Source organism: Nocardioides sp. CPCC 206347 (assembly GCF_048654605.1).
Lineage (GTDB): Bacteria > Actinomycetota > Actinomycetes > Propionibacteriales > Nocardioidaceae > Nocardioides.
In genome coordinates, this window is sequence record NZ_JBMCYZ010000004.1 from 214840 (window position 1) to 231984 (window position 17145).

The 17145-nt window shown below is 71.3% G+C and carries 18 protein-coding genes; 6 read left to right on the forward strand and 12 right to left on the reverse strand.

The genetic code is table 11. The features are described from left to right. Positions 1-71: 71 nt before the first annotated feature. From ACOACQ_RS15290 to ACOACQ_RS15300, 3 genes are all read right to left on the reverse strand, one after another. Positions 72-1880, reverse strand: coding sequence for an LPXTG cell wall anchor domain-containing protein (locus ACOACQ_RS15290; RefSeq protein WP_420288681.1), 1809 nt, complete (start codon positions 1878-1880; stop codon positions 72-74). Between the two features lie 284 nt (positions 1881-2164). Then, entirely contained in the window at positions 2165-3589 is a 1425-nt protein-coding gene (locus ACOACQ_RS15295) for a phytoene desaturase family protein (RefSeq protein ID WP_420288682.1), read from the reverse strand. After that, complete coding sequence (locus ACOACQ_RS15300; protein ID WP_420288683.1) at positions 3586-5331, reverse strand: DUF3556 domain-containing protein; 1746 nt, start codon at positions 5329-5331, stop codon at positions 3586-3588. The genes ACOACQ_RS15295 and ACOACQ_RS15300 overlap by 4 nt, the downstream gene beginning before the upstream one ends. 70 nt (positions 5332-5401) lie before the next feature. Between ACOACQ_RS15300 and ACOACQ_RS15305 the strand changes: the two genes are divergently transcribed. Then, positions 5402-6679 carry a PucR family transcriptional regulator gene (locus tag ACOACQ_RS15305; RefSeq protein ID WP_420288684.1) on the forward strand — a complete coding sequence of 426 codons (1278 nt, stop codon included), beginning with the start codon at positions 5402-5404 and terminating at the stop codon, positions 6677-6679. Positions 6680-6809: 130 nt separating this feature from the next. Further along, entirely contained in the window at positions 6810-7001 is a 192-nt protein-coding gene (locus ACOACQ_RS15310) for a hypothetical protein (protein WP_378602160.1), read from the forward strand. On the opposite strand, the gene ACOACQ_RS15315 is transcribed toward ACOACQ_RS15310, so the two are convergent. The 4 genes from ACOACQ_RS15315 to ACOACQ_RS15330 all read right to left on the reverse strand — a co-directional run bounded on the left by ACOACQ_RS15315 (position 6955) and on the right by ACOACQ_RS15330 (position 10717). Continuing rightward, positions 6955-7608, reverse strand: a complete 654-nt coding sequence (locus ACOACQ_RS15315; protein WP_378602163.1) for a hypothetical protein — start codon at positions 7606-7608, stop codon at positions 6955-6957. The two genes, ACOACQ_RS15310 and ACOACQ_RS15315, sit on opposite strands and share 47 nt — an antisense overlap. A 172-nt stretch (positions 7609-7780) precedes the next feature. Next, positions 7781-8107 (reverse strand): 4a-hydroxytetrahydrobiopterin dehydratase, encoded by a 327-nt coding sequence (locus ACOACQ_RS15320; protein ID WP_378602165.1) that lies wholly within the window; start codon positions 8105-8107, stop codon positions 7781-7783. Between the two features lies 1 nt (position 8108). Further along, a complete protein-coding gene (locus ACOACQ_RS15325; protein WP_378602168.1) occupies positions 8109-8699 on the reverse strand; it encodes a DUF664 domain-containing protein in 591 nt (196 codons plus the stop codon). A 110-nt stretch (positions 8700-8809) separates the two neighbouring features. After that, on the reverse strand, positions 8810-10717 hold the full coding sequence (locus tag ACOACQ_RS15330; RefSeq protein ID WP_420288685.1) for an amino acid transporter: 1908 nt from the start codon (positions 10715-10717) through the stop codon (positions 8810-8812). 122 nt (positions 10718-10839) lie between these two features. Here ACOACQ_RS15330 and ACOACQ_RS15335 point away from each other — a divergent pair, with 122 nt between their 5' ends. From ACOACQ_RS15335 to ACOACQ_RS15350, 4 genes are read left to right on the forward strand one after another with little or no spacing between them, the layout of a single operon-like run. After that, entirely contained in the window at positions 10840-11169 is a 330-nt protein-coding gene (locus tag ACOACQ_RS15335; protein ID WP_420288686.1) for a hypothetical protein, read from the forward strand. Positions 11170-11216: 47 nt separating this feature from the next. Further along, positions 11217-12278, forward strand: a complete 1062-nt coding sequence (locus ACOACQ_RS15340) for a sensor histidine kinase (RefSeq protein WP_420288687.1) — start codon at positions 11217-11219, stop codon at positions 12276-12278. Beyond that, positions 12275-12958, forward strand: coding sequence for a response regulator (locus tag ACOACQ_RS15345; RefSeq protein ID WP_420288688.1), 684 nt, complete (start codon positions 12275-12277; stop codon positions 12956-12958). Before ACOACQ_RS15340 ends, ACOACQ_RS15345 begins: the two co-directional genes overlap by 4 nt. A 54-nt stretch (positions 12959-13012) precedes the next feature. Next, positions 13013-13483 carry an acyl-CoA thioesterase gene (locus ACOACQ_RS15350; protein WP_420288689.1) on the forward strand — a complete coding sequence of 157 codons (471 nt, stop codon included), beginning with the start codon at positions 13013-13015 and terminating at the stop codon, positions 13481-13483. Here ACOACQ_RS15350 and ACOACQ_RS15355 read toward each other — a convergent pair. Genes ACOACQ_RS15355 through ACOACQ_RS15375 form a run of 5 tightly spaced genes read right to left on the reverse strand, consistent with a single transcriptional unit; the run spans position 13419 to position 17122 of the window. After that, positions 13419-14210 (reverse strand): DUF4184 family protein, encoded by a 792-nt coding sequence (locus ACOACQ_RS15355; protein WP_420288690.1) that lies wholly within the window; start codon positions 14208-14210, stop codon positions 13419-13421. The two genes, ACOACQ_RS15350 and ACOACQ_RS15355, sit on opposite strands and share 65 nt — an antisense overlap. A 9-nt stretch (positions 14211-14219) precedes the next feature. After that, positions 14220-14513, reverse strand: a complete 294-nt coding sequence (locus tag ACOACQ_RS15360) for a DUF1905 domain-containing protein (RefSeq protein WP_378599202.1) — start codon at positions 14511-14513, stop codon at positions 14220-14222. Between the two features lies 1 nt (position 14514). Further along, entirely contained in the window at positions 14515-14853 is a 339-nt protein-coding gene (locus ACOACQ_RS15365; RefSeq protein WP_420288691.1) for a hypothetical protein, read from the reverse strand. 44 nt (positions 14854-14897) lie between these two features. After that, positions 14898-16136, reverse strand: coding sequence for an ankyrin repeat domain-containing protein (locus ACOACQ_RS15370; protein ID WP_420288692.1), 1239 nt, complete (start codon positions 16134-16136; stop codon positions 14898-14900). Then, positions 16133-17122 (reverse strand): SMP-30/gluconolactonase/LRE family protein, encoded by a 990-nt coding sequence (locus ACOACQ_RS15375; RefSeq protein ID WP_378599193.1) that lies wholly within the window; start codon positions 17120-17122, stop codon positions 16133-16135. Before ACOACQ_RS15375 ends, ACOACQ_RS15370 begins: the two co-directional genes overlap by 4 nt. Between the last annotated feature and the right edge of the window lie 23 nt (positions 17123-17145).

Genomic DNA, 17145 nt, shown 5'->3' on the forward strand with positions numbered 1-17145 from the left:
CAAAAACCCGATCACCCCGCCGCAGCAGGGCTGCGACGGGGCGATCATCCGGTCAGACCGGTTGCCTCAGGTCAGGCGGTCTCGCGACGACGTGCGAGCACCAGGGCTGCACCCGCCAGGACCAGCCCGGCGCCGAGCGGCACCAGGAAGCCCGACGGGCCACCGGTGTTCGGGAGCTCGGCGGCTTCGACGATGCCACCGACCTCACCGGGAACCTCGGTCCCCGGCTGCTCCTCGACCTCACCAGCGACGCCACACAGGACGCCTTCGATGTCCTCGGCCACCTCGCCCTCCGAGGCGAAGCGGATCGCCGTCCACGTGGCACCGGCGTCGCTGTACTCGTACGGGAAGAGACCCGCGAAGCCGTGGGCGACCAGGTCGGCCAGGTCGAGGATCACGACCGTGCCGAGCACGTCGGAAGCCCGTGCGACGTCCGGGTAGGTGCACAGCACGACGCGGGTGTCGTCGACCACCGGGCAGGCCTCGGTGTTCTCCTCGACCAGCACCGGGTAGGTGTGCATCGTCGCGTCACCCGGGAAGTGGAAGCCCTCGTGGGCCTCCAGCGTGATGCTGCCGTCCTGGTTGTAGGTGATGACGTAGTCACCGAGCGGCACCTCGCCGTACGACGCGTTCCCGGTGTCACACGGGTCGTTGACCGGTACCTCGGGCACGTCGATCTCCGACGGCTCTTCCTCGGTCGGGCAGTTGACCAGCTCTTCGTCACCGGGCTGCTCGTTGCCGATCGCCCAGCGGATGGCAACCGAGTCCTGCGCGTCGGCGAACGGTCCCGGGAACTGGCCCTCGACCCAACCCTGGTTGAGCGCGGAGGCCTTGCTCACCACGATGATGTGGTCCGGAACGCCGGGGGGCGGGCCGACGTACTTGCAGACGACGACCTTGTCCTCGTCCTCGCCCTCGGCGCAGACCACGCCGTTGTCGACCAGGGCGGGGTACGTGTGGGTCGGGCCGTCGGCGAACGTCGAGCCCTCGTGGGCGGTCAGCGTGATGCTGCCGTCGTCGTTGAGCGCCACGTCGTAGTCGCCGGCCGGAACCTCGCCGTAGGCGACGTTGTCGGGTCCGCACGGGTCACTTGAGGGAACCGTGGGTGCGTCGATGAGGACGGGCTCACAGGGAACGTTCTCGTCGGTCGGTGCCGGGTAGACGTTCTCGTCCGTGCCGCCCGGGAACTCGTAGCCGGGGTCGGCCTTCAGCGTGATCGAGCCGTCCAGGTTGCGCACGATCGTGTAGTTGCCGGTCGGCACCGCGCCGTACGCGGCGTTGTCAGGACCACAGGGGTCGTTGACCGGGATCTCGGGGAGGGCTTCCTCCGCGAGCGGGCAGCTGCCCAGCTCCTCGTCGCCCGGCTGCTCGTTGCCGACCGCCCAGCGAATGGCAACCGAGTCGTGCGCGTCGGCGAACGGGCCCGGGAACTGCCCCTCGGTCCATCCGGCAGCGAGCGCGGCGTTCTTGCTGACCACGATGACGTGGTGCGGAACGCCCGGAGGGGTGCCGACGTACTTGCAGACGACGACCTTCTTGTTGTCCGGCTCGTCGTCCTTGGCGGCCGCCTGGACCCGCAGCGACACCTTGGCCTGGGCGGCGTCGCTGAACGCAGCACCCGCCGTGGGCGCCGGGGCGGCCTTCGGCTCGGACTTGGCGTCGGGCTTGGGCTCCGACTTCGGCTCGGGTGCCTCGGCTTCGGGAGCCGGGTCGACCTCGGGGGTCGGGTCGGGCTCGGCCGACGGAACGGGCGTCTCGGTCACGGCAGGCGTCTCGCCCCCGTCACCGGGCGTCACGTCGTCAGCGAAGCTGGGCGAGACCATCGCCGTGATGGCCAGGAGCGCGGTCGGTACGACCAGCGCGAACCGGCCTCCACGCATGAGCGGGCGCCGCAAAGGGCGCGAAGAATCAAGCATCGTGTATCCCCACGTTTTCGGGCGCGTTGGTTCGCGACCTCGTCGTACAACAACCAGGAATCGGTTCGGAAGAACGCGACGCGGAGTGGCTGGCCCACGCGTCCCTGCGCGGCCGTCCGAGAACTCCACCCTCTGGTTGCGCCCCCCGCAACCAGTCCCGGACACAACGTAGGTGAGCCTGACCGGGACCATGTCCTGAATTTGTAGGGATTGCGCAGATTTAACTGTGCGTGCGAGTGATTTGTGTCTCAGCGCCCCAGGTCGGCCAGCGCCTTGCGGGCTGCGAGGTGCCCGCACATGCCGTGGGCGCCCGCGCCGGGCGGGGTGGCGGCGGAGCAGAGATAGACCCCCTCCACCCCGGTGGAGTACGGCGACAGGCCGGCCCGCGGCCGGAAGACGAGCTGTCGCGCGTCGTTGGCGCCCGTGGTGATGTCGCCGCCGACGTAGTTGGCGTTGTGCTGCGCCATGCCCGCTGCCGAGCGGACGTGGGTGGCCAGGATCCGGTCACGGAAGCCCGGGGCGTGCTCCTCGATGCGGGCGATGATCGCCTCGGTCACCACGTCGTCGGGTCCGTCGTAGCCCGCGGGGACGTGGGCGTAGGAGTAGAGGGGGTGGGTGTCGCCGACGGAACGGGACGGATCGGCGAGCCACTGCTGGCCGACCAGGACGAAGGGACGTTCGGGCAGCACGCCCCGGGCGACGGACCGCTCGGCGGCGACGGTCTCCTCGAAGCGGCCCCCGAGGTGGACGGTGCCGGCACGACGGGCCGGCTCGTAGGACCACGGAACGCCTTCGGCGACGGCGAAGTCGACCTTGAAGGCGCCGGGACCGTGGCGGAACCGGCGGAAGCCGCGGCGCACCCGTCCGGGCACCCGGTCTCCGAGGATCTGCAGCGCGGCGCCCGGGGTGGTGTCGAGCAGCACGAGGTCCGCGTCGGTGATCTCGTCGTAGGCCGTGACGGTGCGGCCGGTCTCCGTCGTGACGTCGTACTCCTCGCACCTGCGCAAGATGGCGTCACGGATCGCGGACGAGCCACCCTCCGCGACAGGCCAGCCGAACGCATGGGCGGCGGTGGTGAGCGCGACACCGATGGCCGACGACAGCGGACGGTCCAGCCGGTTGAAGGCGTGGGCCGCCACGCCCCCGAACAACGCCCGCGCGGGATCCTCCCGGAAGCGGCGGCCGAGCAGGGTGGCCGGCGGTGCGGAGAAGGCGCCGAAGCGGGCCAGGTGGAGCGGGTGCTTCGGCACGTGCAGCATCGGCTGCAGGAACTCGCCACTGATGGTGCCGAACCGCTCGGCCAGTGGGCCGAACGTCCGTTGCCACCGGTCGCCGTCGCCGCCGAGGCCCGCGGCGGTCTCGGCCACGGAGCGCAGCAGGACGGCACCTTCGGACCCGGAGAGCGGGTGCGCCAGTTCCGCCGGGGCCCAGAGCCAGGTCAGGCCGGCGCCCGCGAGGTCGAAGTCGCGGCCGAACGAGGAGCCGAGCGCGAAGGGGTGGAACGCCGAGCACTCGTCGTGGACCAGGCCGGGCAGCGTGAGCTCGGCCGACCGGACGCCGCCACCGAGCACGTCGGCGGCCTCGATGATCCGCACCCGGACGCCGGCGGCCGCCAGGGTCAGGGCAGCAGCCAGCCCGTTCGGGCCGCTGCCGACGACGACGGCTGAGGTCACGTGGTCACTTCGCTGGTCACTCCGCTGGCGGCCTCCGCGCGCCAGGTCACCTCGAGCGGGATCGGGCCGTCCGGCAGCCACGGCTGCTGGGCGACCGCGTCGGCCACCCGCCAGGTCCCGCGCTCGATGACGCCCAGGGCGGCGTCGATGACGCGGTACTCCTGGACCCGCTTGTGGACCGGCTGCGACTCGACGAACACCACGATCAGCTCGCCGGGCTCGAACCCGACGCGGGCCTGGATGGCGGCGATCATCCGTTCATCGTGCAGGTGCCCGTCACCGAAGTTCCAGCCACGGACCCAGTTGGACATGAACTCGCCTTCGCGCACCGTTCGCTGGTCGATGTCGTCGTACCGGTCGATCAGGACGCTGAACAGGCCGCGGCCCTGGCTGTGCAGCGAGCGCCAGCCGGCGATCAAGGACATGCACTGCTCGGCGGTCGGGCGGTCGTACTTCAGCAGCGCCATCAGCTGGTCGGTCATCGGGGGTGCCGGGAGGTCGAGCCTCGACATCTTCTCCTCGGCGCCCGGGGAGAACGCCCACACGGCCGAGGCCCAGTTGCCGGCGTACTGCCGCATCGACGGCAGGAACGAGACCTTGTCCGGCCGCAGGTTCCCGATGACCGGGCAGGTCAGCAAGGCCGCGGCGATCAGGGCGAGCAACCACGGCTCGCTGAAGTCGCTCAGGGCGTAGCCGTCACTCGCGTGGTGACCCCAGAACAGGAACACCGCCAGGAAGGCGAACAGCACGTTCCACTCCAGCGGCACGGCCAGCGGGAACGTCATCGTGATGAAGAGGTGGAAGCTCACCATCACGCCCACCGCGAGCAGGGTGACCGTCTCGTTCGTGGAGAACAGCAGGACCAGCGGCGTCAGGATCTCCACGCAGGTGCCGCCGAAGTGCGCCAGTCCCCAGGAGAGCTTCGAGGGACGCAGGTCGTCGGGGGCGTCCTTGTAGTGCAGGCGTCGCGCGAACGTGCCCGGCACGAACGGGGCGTTCGACACCATCGGCGGGATCACGTTGGCGAAGTGCAGCCCGAACTTCGAGAAGCCGGCGCCGATCCACACCGTCACGATCAGCACCTTCGCGGCGATGACGAGGTCGGCGCCGTCGAGAATCGCGGTGAAGACCAGGGCCGGGAGGTACTGCTCGCCCCGCGCGGCCAGGAACACGATCGAGTCGCGCAGCCCGTTCACGACCAGGAGTACGGCGGCCCCGGCTGCCAGCGCGGCCGGCACCCGGTCGCCCTGCCACACGACGGCGGTGGCGAGCGACACCAGCAGGGCGGCGTACAGGGCGATGTCGACGAGGGTGCGGCTGTCGCCGGCGGTCCCGGGGACCCAGCGCCACGGGGCGACCCGGATCGTGCCGGGCCGCAGCCAGTAGCGTGCGCCGCCGGTGAACGGCTTGAAGTGCGCGCAGAGCGGGCCCCAGGCGCCGCCGAACCCGACCACCTCCATCAGCACCGTCCAGGCGACCGCCTTCTGGTAGACGACCGGCTCCTTCCACCACTGGTCGATGTTGCCGAGGCCACCGAGATCGCTGGTCGCGGAGATGATCAGCAGGCCGCCGAGGGAGTACCAGACGGTGACCTTGAGGATGTAGACGAGGTGGACGTAGCGGGGGGTGCCGAAGCCGTTGTCGGCCCAGAAGGTCGCCGCGATCCGGATCCGCTCGCGCAACGGCAGCGTGGCGTGGACGACCGGGTCGACGTCGGGGAGAACCGCTCGGAGCAAGGGCATGATGCGACTCTAGGGACGGCGTGTGGCGTCGGTCACTGGATCGGGAGCACAATGTGTCCGTGAGGTCGGGATGAGCGCTGCGGGGGATGCCACCGCCGCCTTCGACCGTGCGTGGAACGACCGGGTGGCGGCTCTCGGGACGAGCATGGCCGGCCAGCTGCCGGCACTCACCGACCGGCTGCACGCGGGCCTCCTCGCCCACATCCCCGAGCTGAAGAGCGACCCCGTCCTCGAGGACCTGCTGCGCAGCAGCGTCGACGCCAACCTCGAGACCGTTGCCCACCTGCTCCAGCACGACCTCGACGTCGAGGACGCGACGGTCCCGGTCGCCGCTCGCGAGTACTCCCGACGCCTGGCCCAGCGCGGGGTGAACTCGACGGCCCTGGTGCGGGCGTACCGGCTCGGCCAGCAGTGGATCTCCGACTGGGCGTTCGAGGAGATCCGCGGCAAGGAGAAGGATCCCGACGTCGCCTACCGCGCGATCCGGGAGATGATCGACGTCACCTTCCACTACATCGACCAGATCACCGAGCAGGTCATCGCGGCCTACGAGACCGAGCGCAAGAAGTGGCTCGCCCACCAGAACACCGTGCGCACCCAGCTGCTCGAGCAGCTGCTCGCGGGCGAGCCGATCGATGCCGTGACCGCCGAGACGACCCTCGGCCACCGGATGCGCCAGCACCACGTGGGCGCCGTGCTCTGGGCGGTGGACGCGGCCACCGACGTGCTCGGCGACCTCGAACGGCTGGCCGGCACGATCGCCCAGGAGATCGGCGCGGTCGGCGCTCCGTTCGTGGCCCCGCGCGACCGGTCGACGACCTGGGCGTGGTTCCCGATGGGCACCTCCACGACGCCTCCGGAGCTCCCCGACAGCGTGGTCGGCGCGGCCGGTCCGGTCCGCGTCTCCCTCGGTGCCCCGGCCTCCGGCGTGGCCGGGTTCCGGGCCACGCACGACCAGGCCATGGCCGCTGCGTACGTCGCCCGGCTGGCCGGTGAGCGCGGGCAGCGCGTGACGTCGTACTCCGCCAACGGGCTGCGCGCGGCGACCCTGCTGGCCGCCGACCTCGGGGGCAGCCGGCGGCTGGTGACCGACGTTCTCGGTGGACTGGCCTCGGCCGACGGCGGCGCCACCCGGCTGCGCGACACCCTGCTGGTGTTCCTCGACTCGGGCGGCAGCTACCTCGCCACCGCCGAGCTGCTGCACCTGCACAAGAACACCGTGCGCTACCGGGTGGAGAAGGCCGTCGAGCTCCGCGGCCGGAGCCTGGACGAGGCGCCGCTGGAGCTGCACCTGGCGCTCCTGGCCTGTCACTGGCTGGGCGACGCCGTGCTCTCTCCGACGACCTGATCGGGCCTCACGACGGGTTGTATCCGGAGTCCAAAGGAGTCCCACGACTTCGTCGGCGCACGCCGACGACTCCGTGCCGGCGCGCGCCCAGACTCGGGGACATCGAGAACCCGATCCCACGGAGGCGACCATGAAGGACCTGCTGCAGGTGCTGCCGATCTACGCGTTCATGCTGATCCCGGTGTGGATCCCGCTCATCGCCATGACGGTCGGCGGCCTGCGCGACATGATCGCTGCCCCGGCCCGCCGTGCGAGCCAGCCCGCGGTCCGGACGGTCAGATCCGCCGGTCCTCGGGTCCCCGCGGCAGGAACTGCTGCGTGAGCGCAGGCCACGCCTCGGCGATCAGCTCCTCCATGTCGAGGTTCATCGCCTTCTGCACGTAGGACTTGTTGAGCTCGGTATCGATGACCTTCAGCACGAAGCGTCGGAGCTCACCGTCGATGCCGGCGATCTTGCGGATCACCGACCCCCGACGCGTGTCGGTGTGGAGCTGGAGCTGGATCTGCTCCTCGGTCGGCGTCCGGATCTCGAGGCGCAGCCGCAGCGGCTCCTCGGTGTGCACCACCAGCACGAGCGGGATGACGACCTCGCCGTTGAAGGTCAACCGGTCCATCGGCAGGTCGAGGTCGAAGACCACGGTGATCGGCAGGTTGATCGCATAGGTCAGCAGCTCGGCAGGGATCTCGTGGCCGGTGGTCGGGTGGAACGTGCCGACGAAGCTGATGCTCGCGAAGGCGCGCCCCGGACCGGCACCGATCGGCCCGAGCGCGAGCTGGTCACCCAGCACCTGGTCGACCGTCGTCAGGATGCGATCGAGGTGGAGCACCCGGTGGACCCAGTTCACCCCGAAGCGTTCGTACGACGACGGCGCGTCGTCGTACAGCACCGGAGCGGGCACCTCGGCCATCCCCATCAGTCCGTCGACCACGGCTTCCCCCCTGTCACCGCGAGGCGGAAACCCCCATCGGCGTTGATGATTCTTCTACACGGTGACACAGTTCGGGCGAGAACAACCGGTTCTGGCCAGCGCGTTCTTCGCCACAGGTCCCGCCCGTCACCGCAGGTCGAGGAGATCGCCCTGCGACCGTCTCGAGACGTCCTCAGGCCTCGGCATCCGGCTCGGCGGCGACCCCGAGAGCGCGCGCAGCGGCGGAGATCGCCTGGGCCAGGTCGCGGTCGGCGGTGGTGAGGGTGCCGGTGTCGTGGGTGGAGAGGCTGACGCCGACCTTCGGGTAGGTGAGGGTCAGGTCGGGGTGGTGGTTGGCCTCCTCGGCCAGCCGCCCGATCTCGTTGACCAGGGCCAGGCCGGTGACGAAGGTGCCGGTGGCGAAGACCGCGCGGGCCTCGACGCCCTGGACACGCCAGTCCTCGACCCCGTCGGCGACCGTGAACTCGTCGGCCGTGAGGCGTTCGTAGGCGTGGGCCATCTCAGCCGTCCAGACGCGGATAGGTGGTGACCTCGCCGGGCGGGTCCTCGCCGGTCAGTCCGTCGATCGACTCCCGCAGGAGGTCGGCGTGGCCGACGTGGCGGGCGTACTCCTCGATCATGTCGACGACGAGCCGGCGCAGGCTCGGGTGTCCGCCGTGCACGAACGCGTCGGCCGGGTGGTCGAGCCCGTCGCTGCGCATCGCCTTCGCGACCGCGGCCCGCGAGCGGCGGACCGACGACTGCCAGAGCGCGTAGAGCGACTCGGCACCGTCGTCGGCCGCGGTGCGCCACTCCCAGTCGGAGTCCCGCTCCCAATCGACGCCGTCCCACGGGGCCGGCAGCGGCCGACCCAGCAGCGCCCGGGTGAACACCTCGTCCTCGACCAGCGCGAGGTGCTTGAGGAGCCCCCCGAGCGTCATCGTCGACCTGCCGAGGGTGAGCCCGAGCTCCTCGTCAGCCAGGTCGCCACACTTCCACGCGAACGTGAGGCGCTGGCGCTCGAGCGAGCCCAGCAGGGTGGCCGTCTCGTCACCCGCCAGCGGTGGTTCGGGGCGGGCGACGTCGATGTCGAGCGTGAAGGAAGCCGTCATGCTTCGACGCTAGAACGGCCCGCCGACATCCGGCTAGGGGTGACTGGTGAGTAACGGGTCTCGAGAGGCCGTTGGTCGAGGAGGGCCGTCTCACGGCCCGTCTCGAGACCTCACCCGGCGTGGACGTGCGGGCGCCTCTTCGGATCCTTCTCGGCCCGCCGGACCACCTCGCGCGTCAGCGGGGCCACCTCGCCCGTGCCGAACAGCAGGAACCTGCCCAGCTGCGCGATCGGGCTGCCCTCGGTCCACTCGAAGTACATGTGCGGACGGACACCGCTGCGGTCGCGCAGGTCGAGCAGCAGCGCGGCGAGTGCGTTCGGGATGGTCGCCGCGTGCACCCGGAGCACCCGGAACTCGCCGTGCACGACGGAACCCTCGACCGCGATCCGGCTCTCGAAGTCGGAGTAGTCCTCGACCACGACCTCCACGAAGACCAGGTCGCCGCCGTTCTGCAGGTCGTGCGAGTCGACGATCTGGCGCACCTTCGCGCGATAGGCACCGGCGTCGCGGTGCTCCGGGTCGTGGGCGACCAGCCGGAGGGTACGACGGGCGCAGTCGCGGATGAAGGCGTCCGCCTTGGCGTCGTACTCGATCTCGGTGGTGCGGAGCTCCAGCGAACGGGTCAGCCGCGAGAGCAGGGAGACCGCGATGATCGCCGCGATGAAGCAGCCACCGATCTTCACGCCGTCGGGACGCTCGTAGATGTTGTCGAGGGTCGTGTAGGTGAACACGATCGCGATCAGGGTGAAGCCGATCGTCCAGCCACGCTGGCGTGCCTTGCGCGCGGCCAGCGCCACCGCGACGCTCGCCGAGGTGATCAGCACCAGCACGCCGGTGGCGTAGGCGCCGCCCTGCGCGTCGACGTCCGCGTCGAAGATCCAGGTGATCAGGAAGGCGGTCGCGGTGAGCACGCAGACGAGCGGCTTCACCGCGCCGGCCCATTCCGGCGCCATGCCGTAGCGCGGCAGGTAGCGCGGGATCAGGGCCAGCATCGCAGCCATCGCCGATGCGCCGGCGAACCACAGGATCAGGATGGTCGAGACGTCGTACGCCGTGCCGAAGGTGTTGCCGAGGTACTCGTGGGCCAGGAACGCCAGGGCGCGGCCGTTCGCCTCGCCGCCGTCCTCGAAGGCCTCGGTGGGGATCAACAGGGTCGTGACCAGGCTGGACGCGATCAGGTAGACGCTCATGATCAGCGCCGCCGCGGTCAGCAGCCGCTTCGTGTTGCGGATGCGTACGACGGGCCGGACCGGGTCGTCGCCGGGGGCACCTCGGACGTGGCCCATCACGGCGACACCCGTCTCGAACCCGGACAGGCCGAGCGCCAGCTTCGGGAACAGCGTCAGCGACACCGCGATCATCAGCGCGATGTTGCCGTGCTCGGCGGTCAGCGAGGTCGACCAGTCGGTGACGACGTGGCCGTTCTGGATCACGTGCACCGCGCTGACTCCGATGACGACGGCGTTGAGCAACAGGTAGGTCAGGACGAGGACGACCGCGACCCCGACGGCCTCCTTGAAGCCACGGAGGAACACCCCGCCCAGCAGGGCGATCAGGCCCAGCGTGATCCACAGCTCCTGGCCGTGCAGGAACCCGGGGACGTGGGGGTTCTCCACGACGTGCGCGCTCGCGTCGGCGGCGGACAGGGTGATGGTGATGATGAAGTCGGTCATCGCGAAGCCGAGCAGGACGAGCACGAAGATCTTGCCGCGCCAGCGCGGCAGCAGTCGCTCGAGCATCGCGATGGAGCCCTGCCCGTGCGGGCTCTCCTGCGCGACGCGGCGATAGACCGGCAGCGCGCCGAACAGGGTGAGCAGGACCAGGATGATCGTCGCCAGCGGGCTGAGCAGTCCGGCCGCGAGGAACGCGATGCCCGGCTGGTAGCCCAGGGTGGAGAAGTAGTCGACGCCGGTCAGGCACATCACCTGCCACCAGGGGCGGGTGTGCTCGTCGGCGCTCGCGGGAGCCGGCCCGGCCGTCGGTTCGACGGTCACGGACGGCGTGGTGGAGGTGGACACGGATCCATGCAACTCCTGCCGGAGCCCGTTTCCCCGTGCCCTAACGGACCCCTAACAGGGCGGCGCGTCAGGATGTTGTCAGGACGCGGGGTTTCCGCGGAGAGGCCGCCTTCACTGGAGGCATGCAGCAGCAGACCCTGCGTACCGCGACTCCCCTCGGTCGACCCGAGGTCCGCTTCGGCATGGCCGGCGGCTCGTTGTTCGTGACAACCGGCCTGTGCGTGGCGCTCTCGCTCCACGGTTGGTACGGCGTCGTGGTGCTCCTCGCGGTAGCGACGGCCTGGTGCGTGGTGCTCCCCCTGGGGTTCGCCGTCGGCGTCGGGGTCTCCGCGTGGGCGTTCGCGACCGGCTTCGCCATCAACGACTTCGGCCTGCTCACCTTCCTGCCGGCCGACCTGCTGCGCCTCGCCCTGTACGCCGGCGTGGCCGTGCTGGTGTCGGGAGCACAATGAGCACCGTCCGTCGGTACGACGACCGGCGCGCAGGTCAGGAGGTGGGGATGAGCACGAGCCTGAGTCGGCCGCGCCGTCGTACCGGCCTGGTCGTGGCGGTCGTCGCTCCCCTGCTGCTGCTCCCGGTCCTGGTGCCGTTGCGGGACCGGTTGAACCTCGCCAGCGACGTCGCGCTGTTCCTGGTCGTGGTGGTGGCGTCGGCGCTGGTCGGTGGGCTGGTGCCCGCCCTCGTCGCCGCGTTCCTCTGCGCGACAGTGCTGAACTTCTTCTTCACCGCGCCCTTCCACGAGTTCGCCGTCAGGGACGGGAACAACGTGGTGGCCCTGGTGGCGTTCGTCGTCGTGGCCGTGATGGTGGCGTGGGTGGTCGACCTGGCTGCGCGTCGGGCGAAGGCGGCCGCCGCGGCCGCCGAGATCGAGGCCGCCGACCGGCTCCGTACGGCGTTGCTCGCTGCCGTCGGCCACGACCTGCGGACCCCGCTGGCCGCGGCGAAGGCGTCCGTGTCGGGCCTGCGCAGTCCCGGGCTCGTGCTGCCTGCCGAGGACCGCGACGAGCTGCTCGCGACGGCCGATCGCTCGCTGGACCGGCTGACCGGCCTGGTGGAGAACCTGCTCGACATGAGCCGCCTGCAGGTGGGCGCGATGCCCGTCCACCTGCGCCCCGTCGCCCTCGGTGACGTGCTGGCGCGGGCGCTGGACGACCTCGGTGTGGCGCCGCGGGGAGTACTGCTCGACGTACCCGACGACCTGCCGGACGTCCTCGCCGACGCGGGCCTGCTGGAGCGGGTGCTGGTCAACCTCGTCGCCAACAGCCAGCGCTTCTCGCCGCCCGGCCGGCCGGCGCTGGTCAGCGCCGCTGTGATGGGCGCGGGCATCGAGCTGCTCGTGATCGACCACGGGCCCGGCATCGCCGCGACCGACGAGGAACGGATCTTCCTGCCCTTCCAGCGACTGGGCGACACCGACACCACCACGGGCATCGGCCTCGGGCTCGCCCTGGCCCGCGGACTCACCGAGGCGATGGGCGGGACCCTGCTGCCGCGGGAGACGCCCGGTGGCGGGCTGACGATGGCGCTGACCCTGCCGGTCTCGCAGGAGGTGGGGCCGTGAGCAAGGTGCTGGTCGTCGACGACGAACCACAGATCGTCCGCGCCCTCGGCATCCACCTGCGCGCCCGCGGCTGGGAGGTGGTCACGGCCGGCGACGGCGCCGAGGCATTGGCGGTCGCCGACGCGGCCCAGCCCGACGTCGTCGTACTCGACCTCGGGCTGCCCGACCTCGACGGCGTCGACGTGATCACCCGGCTCCGGGAACGATCGGCCGTCCCGATCCTGGTCCTGTCCGGGCGCAGCGACAGCGCCGACAAGGTCGACGCCCTCGACGCGGGTGCCGATGACTACGTCACCAAGCCGTTCGGGATGGACGAGCTGCTCGCGCGGCTGCGGGTGATGCTCCGGCGCAGCGCGCCGGTCGAGGCCGGCGACGACGTCGTCGAGTTCGGTGCCGTGCGGGTGGACCTCGGCGCCACGCGCGCCACCGTCGACGGCGAGGAGGTCCGGCTCACGCCGACCGAGTGGCACCTGCTCACCGTCCTGGTCCGCAACCCCGGGCGGCTGATGAGCCAGGGCCGGCTCCTCACCGAGGTCTGGGGACCGGGCTACGAGACCGCCCACGGCAACCTGCGGCTCTACATGGCGCAGCTGCGGCGCAAGCTGGAAGCCGACCCGGCCAGGCCGGTGCACTTCCGCAACGAACCGGGCATGGGCTACCGCTTCGAGCCCGGTGGTTGAGGTGCGAGGCCGCCCGCGGCCGAGCCTCGAAGCCCCCGGCCCCACAATGTGACCGTGGGTGACTACTTCGAGTGCGAGATCCAGGCCCGGCTGCGCGACGTGAACCTCGGCGGCCACGTCGACAACGTCGAAGCGCTCCGGGTGCTCGACGAGGCGCGGCTGCTGTTCTTCCGCTTCGCCCCGCTGCCGGGGTCCGACCTGCCCGGCCTGTTCCGCGACGTGCCCGCCGGCATCACCGACCTGATGGGCTCGCAGCAGGTCAACTACAACGCCGAGATGCGGTTCGTCGCCTACCAGCCGTTCCTGGTGCGGATGTGGGTCGGTCACGTAGGGCGTTCCTCGCTGGCGCTCTCCTGCGAGCTGCGCGTCGCGCCCGATCACGAGCCGGCGATCGTCGCGGAGAGCACGGTCGTGCTCTGGGACCCGGCCGCCCAGTCGTCGTGGCAGCTCTCCGACGCGGTCAGGGAGACGCTGGCGTCGTACTCGAGGGAGCCGGTGGCACTGCGGGAGCGTCCGGGGCGCTGACCGGCGGATTGACGGGCTGCGCCCACACCCAGGCCACGGTGACCGTCCCGACCGCGATGCCGAGGCCGACGATCCCGGCCACCGCGGCGTAGAAGGCCGCGGGGTGCGCGCCCGTCCCGAGCCGCGCGAGGAAGGTGCCGACCGAGACCAGGCTGGCGATCGCGAACGCCGCCGGCAGTACGACGCCCGGCAGTCGTCGTGGCCGAGGGGTATCGGGCAGCACCGGACCCTGCACCACGGCCAGGATCGCCGCCCCGACGACGAGCAGACCCAGGATCCCGCTCGCGAACTGTGCCCACTGCGAGCCGTGCATCCCTGCGTGCGTCTCGTGCAGCCACGGAATCGCCTGCACGCCCCATCGGCCCGCGTGGGTGAAGGCGTCCCACAGGACATGGGTGGCCGATCCCAGGACCGCGCCCAGCGGCGCGAGCAGCCAGGCAGTCCGTCCGATCCGGACCCGCCCGGGCATCCGGTTCCGCACCCACGACGGCGCGGTGTCGACGAGGGCGTCGCGACCCCAGCGGTCCCAGAACCCCAGCAGGAGCAGGGTGATCGCGAGGTCGATGGTGACGAGACCGACCAGGCTGTGCGTGAACTCGTAGATCCCCCACGACTGCGAGAACACCGGCAGGTCCGGCGCCATCGAGCCGATCACCATCGCCGAAAGCGGAAGGCCGAGTCCTCGCAACGGCAGCACCGCTGCCGGATGGGCGAGGGTGACAGGCATGCGCCGAGGCTAACCGGGCCGCGAAGCCAGGCTCAGCGAAGCGGTCAGTTCGGCGTCGAGCTCGATGCCCGCGGTTCGTCGTACGGCTGCCTTGAGGGGAACGAGGTAGCGGCCGTCCTTCGGGAACAGGGCCGTGGTGAAGTCCGTGTCGCCGATGCGGACCTCGACGGCCACCTGCCCCCAGTACTCCTGGCCCCGCGCCGCTTCCTTGATGTCGTCGCTGTCCTCGACGGGCACCGCGAGGAAGAAGTACGGCGCCGGGCCGCGCCACTCGATGACCGGGCCGGTGAAGGTGAACTCCACGTCAGCGACCGATGTCCTCGAACGGGTCGTACTCGTAGTCGTCGTAGTAGTCGGGCGGCCGCTCGTTCCCGATCTCGCAGATCACGGCAGGCGACACCAGCCCGGGTTCGCCGGCCTTCTTCTCGGCGACGCAGTCGTAGAAGCCGGAGTAGTCGGGCTCGGGGTCCGACGACCCGATGGCGATGCTGCCAACGGCGATCACCGCCGTTGCGACGACACCCACGACCGCACCGGCACCGCGCGACCGCATGCCGCTCGCGACGATCGGCGGCCGCCGGGTCGCGCGCTGCGCCGGCGGCTGCTCGGACTCCTCGCCGGGCGGTTGGTACTGCTCCCACATGGCGTCATCATCGCCGATCGCGAGGTCGGCAAACGTCCGGACGGTCAGTCCCGCAGCAGCGCCGCGATCTCGTCGTACCCGCGACGCTCGGCGTGCTGCAACGCGCTGACCCCGTCGGCATCGGCGATGGTCCGGTCGGCACCGGCGGCGAGCAGGGTGCGGACGACGTCCTGGTGGTCACGACCCCCGTCGCCGAGGATCACCGCCTCCAGCAGGGCCGTCCAGCCCAGGTCGTTGACGTGGTCGAGGTCGATGCCGGTCTGGACGACGCGGCGCACGTAGTCGGCGTGGCCGCGTTCGCTGGCCGGGATCACGGACAGGCCGCCGAACCGGTTGCGGATCGTCAGGTCCGGGTGCGCGGGCAGCAGCGCCTCAAGCATGGCGACGCTGCCGGTCACGCCGGTGACCAGCCAGGGGGTGTCGTGCCGGTCGTCGAGGGCGTCCGGGTCGGCACCCATCGCGACGAGCAGCTCGGCGACGGCGACCCGGTCGTGGGTGCTGGCGAGCAGGAGCGCGGTGCGCTCGTGTCCGTCGCGGGCCTCGATGTCGGCTCCGGCACGCAGGGCCACGGCGACCGCATCGGCATCGCCGCGCTCGGCAGCGCGGAGCAGGGCCGCGTCCGCGTCGGCCGGGGGCTGGGCAGTGGTCACGGTGGTCAGGATCCTCTCCAGTCGGTCGAACCCGCGCTCGCGGGCCATCTGCAGCGGGGTCAGCCCCGCGGTGGTCGAACGGTCCTGGAGCCGCACTCCGCCGGCGGCCAGCACCCGCACGGTGGTCGCGTACGACGCCGTGTCCTCGCCGAGCCACACGGCCTCGTGGATCGCCTGGTAGCCGATCCGGTTCACGTGGTCGCGATCGACGCCCGCCCGGAGCAGCTCCCCCACCACCAGCCCGTGACCGCGCTCGGCAGCCCGGATCAGGCCGGTGCCGTTCCAGCTGTCCTTGTCGTCGGCCTTCGCGCCGTTGCTGAGGGTGAGCCGGAGCAGCTCGAGGTGGCCCTCGCTCGTCGCGACGAGGTACGCCGACTGCTCGGTGCCGTCCTTGGCGTTGACGTCGGCGCCCTGCCGGACCAGCCGACGAGCGGCCGGTACGTCGTTCGCCCAGGCTGCGTCGCGGAGCTGCTGGTCCAGCGCGGCCTGCTGCTCGGGGTCTCGAGACGGTCGCGGGGCGACCTCCTCGACCTGCGGGGGCGGGGCGACCTCCCCGGCATCCGGCGTGGCGCCACCCCCGCACGCGCCCAGGACGAGCGCGAGCGGGAGGGCGGCCAGGACGGAACGCTTCATCGCGTCGGGTCGGTGACGACGTCGTACGGGCCGGAGGCGACGGCCTCGTCGAACTTGCTGTCGACGTACAGGACCCGGCCGCGCAACGTCTTCGCCGTGGTCAGCACGCGGTCCGCGGAGGACGCCTCCTGGCCGAGGGTGACCAGGCGGCTGCCGTCGGGCGAGACCCGCAGGGTCGCGATCATCCTGCTGAAGTTGCGGACCACGGTGAGCCGGTTGCCCTGGCGGACCAGGCCGTCGGCGTTGACCAGGTCGGTGTCGGTCTCGATCGCGGTGGCCTCGCCGGTGCGGGCATCGAAGCGCCACATCCGGCCCACGTTGCCCTGCGCAACGACGAAGCCGCTGCGGTCCGCGGAGAGCACGATGCCCCCGAGGTTGAAGCCCGCCGAGCGGGTGATGGTGCCGGTCGCGTCCGCCCACAGCGTCGCCTCCCAGCCGTTCGCACCCGCGGCAACCCGGAAGACCTGCGGGTCGTTGGAGTTGGTGAAGTACGCCGCGCCGTCGGGGCCGATCGCGACGTCGTTGAGGAACGCGTCGGCGGTGCCGGGCACGCGGAGCGCGGTCAGCAGCTCGCCCTGCGGGGAGTAGACCCACAGGTCGGGGCGACCGGTGCCGATGCCGTTCGGGCCACCGGCGACGTAGACCCGTCCGGCGGCGTCGACCGTGATGCCGCGGGCCGTGTAGCGACCGTCGGTGCCGTGGCCGGCGATCCACTCCCCGGTCTGCGCCGAGGTCGCCGAGCCGCGGTGGATCTCGCCACCGGTGACCTCGCTGACGTAGAAGAGGCCGCGGCGCTCGTCGGCACCGATGCCCTCGAACTTCGATCCGGCGGGGTTCGCCGGGCCGACGGCGTCGCCTTCGAGCTGGTACGACGACGGGCGGCCGGGTGCGTCGGCGCTCGCGGTCGTCGTACTGCCGACGGCGAGGGCGGAGAGCGTGAGCAGGCTGCTGATGACCGTGGTGGTGACGAGGTGGGTTCGCTTCATGCCTCCACCTTGCGTCGGCAACG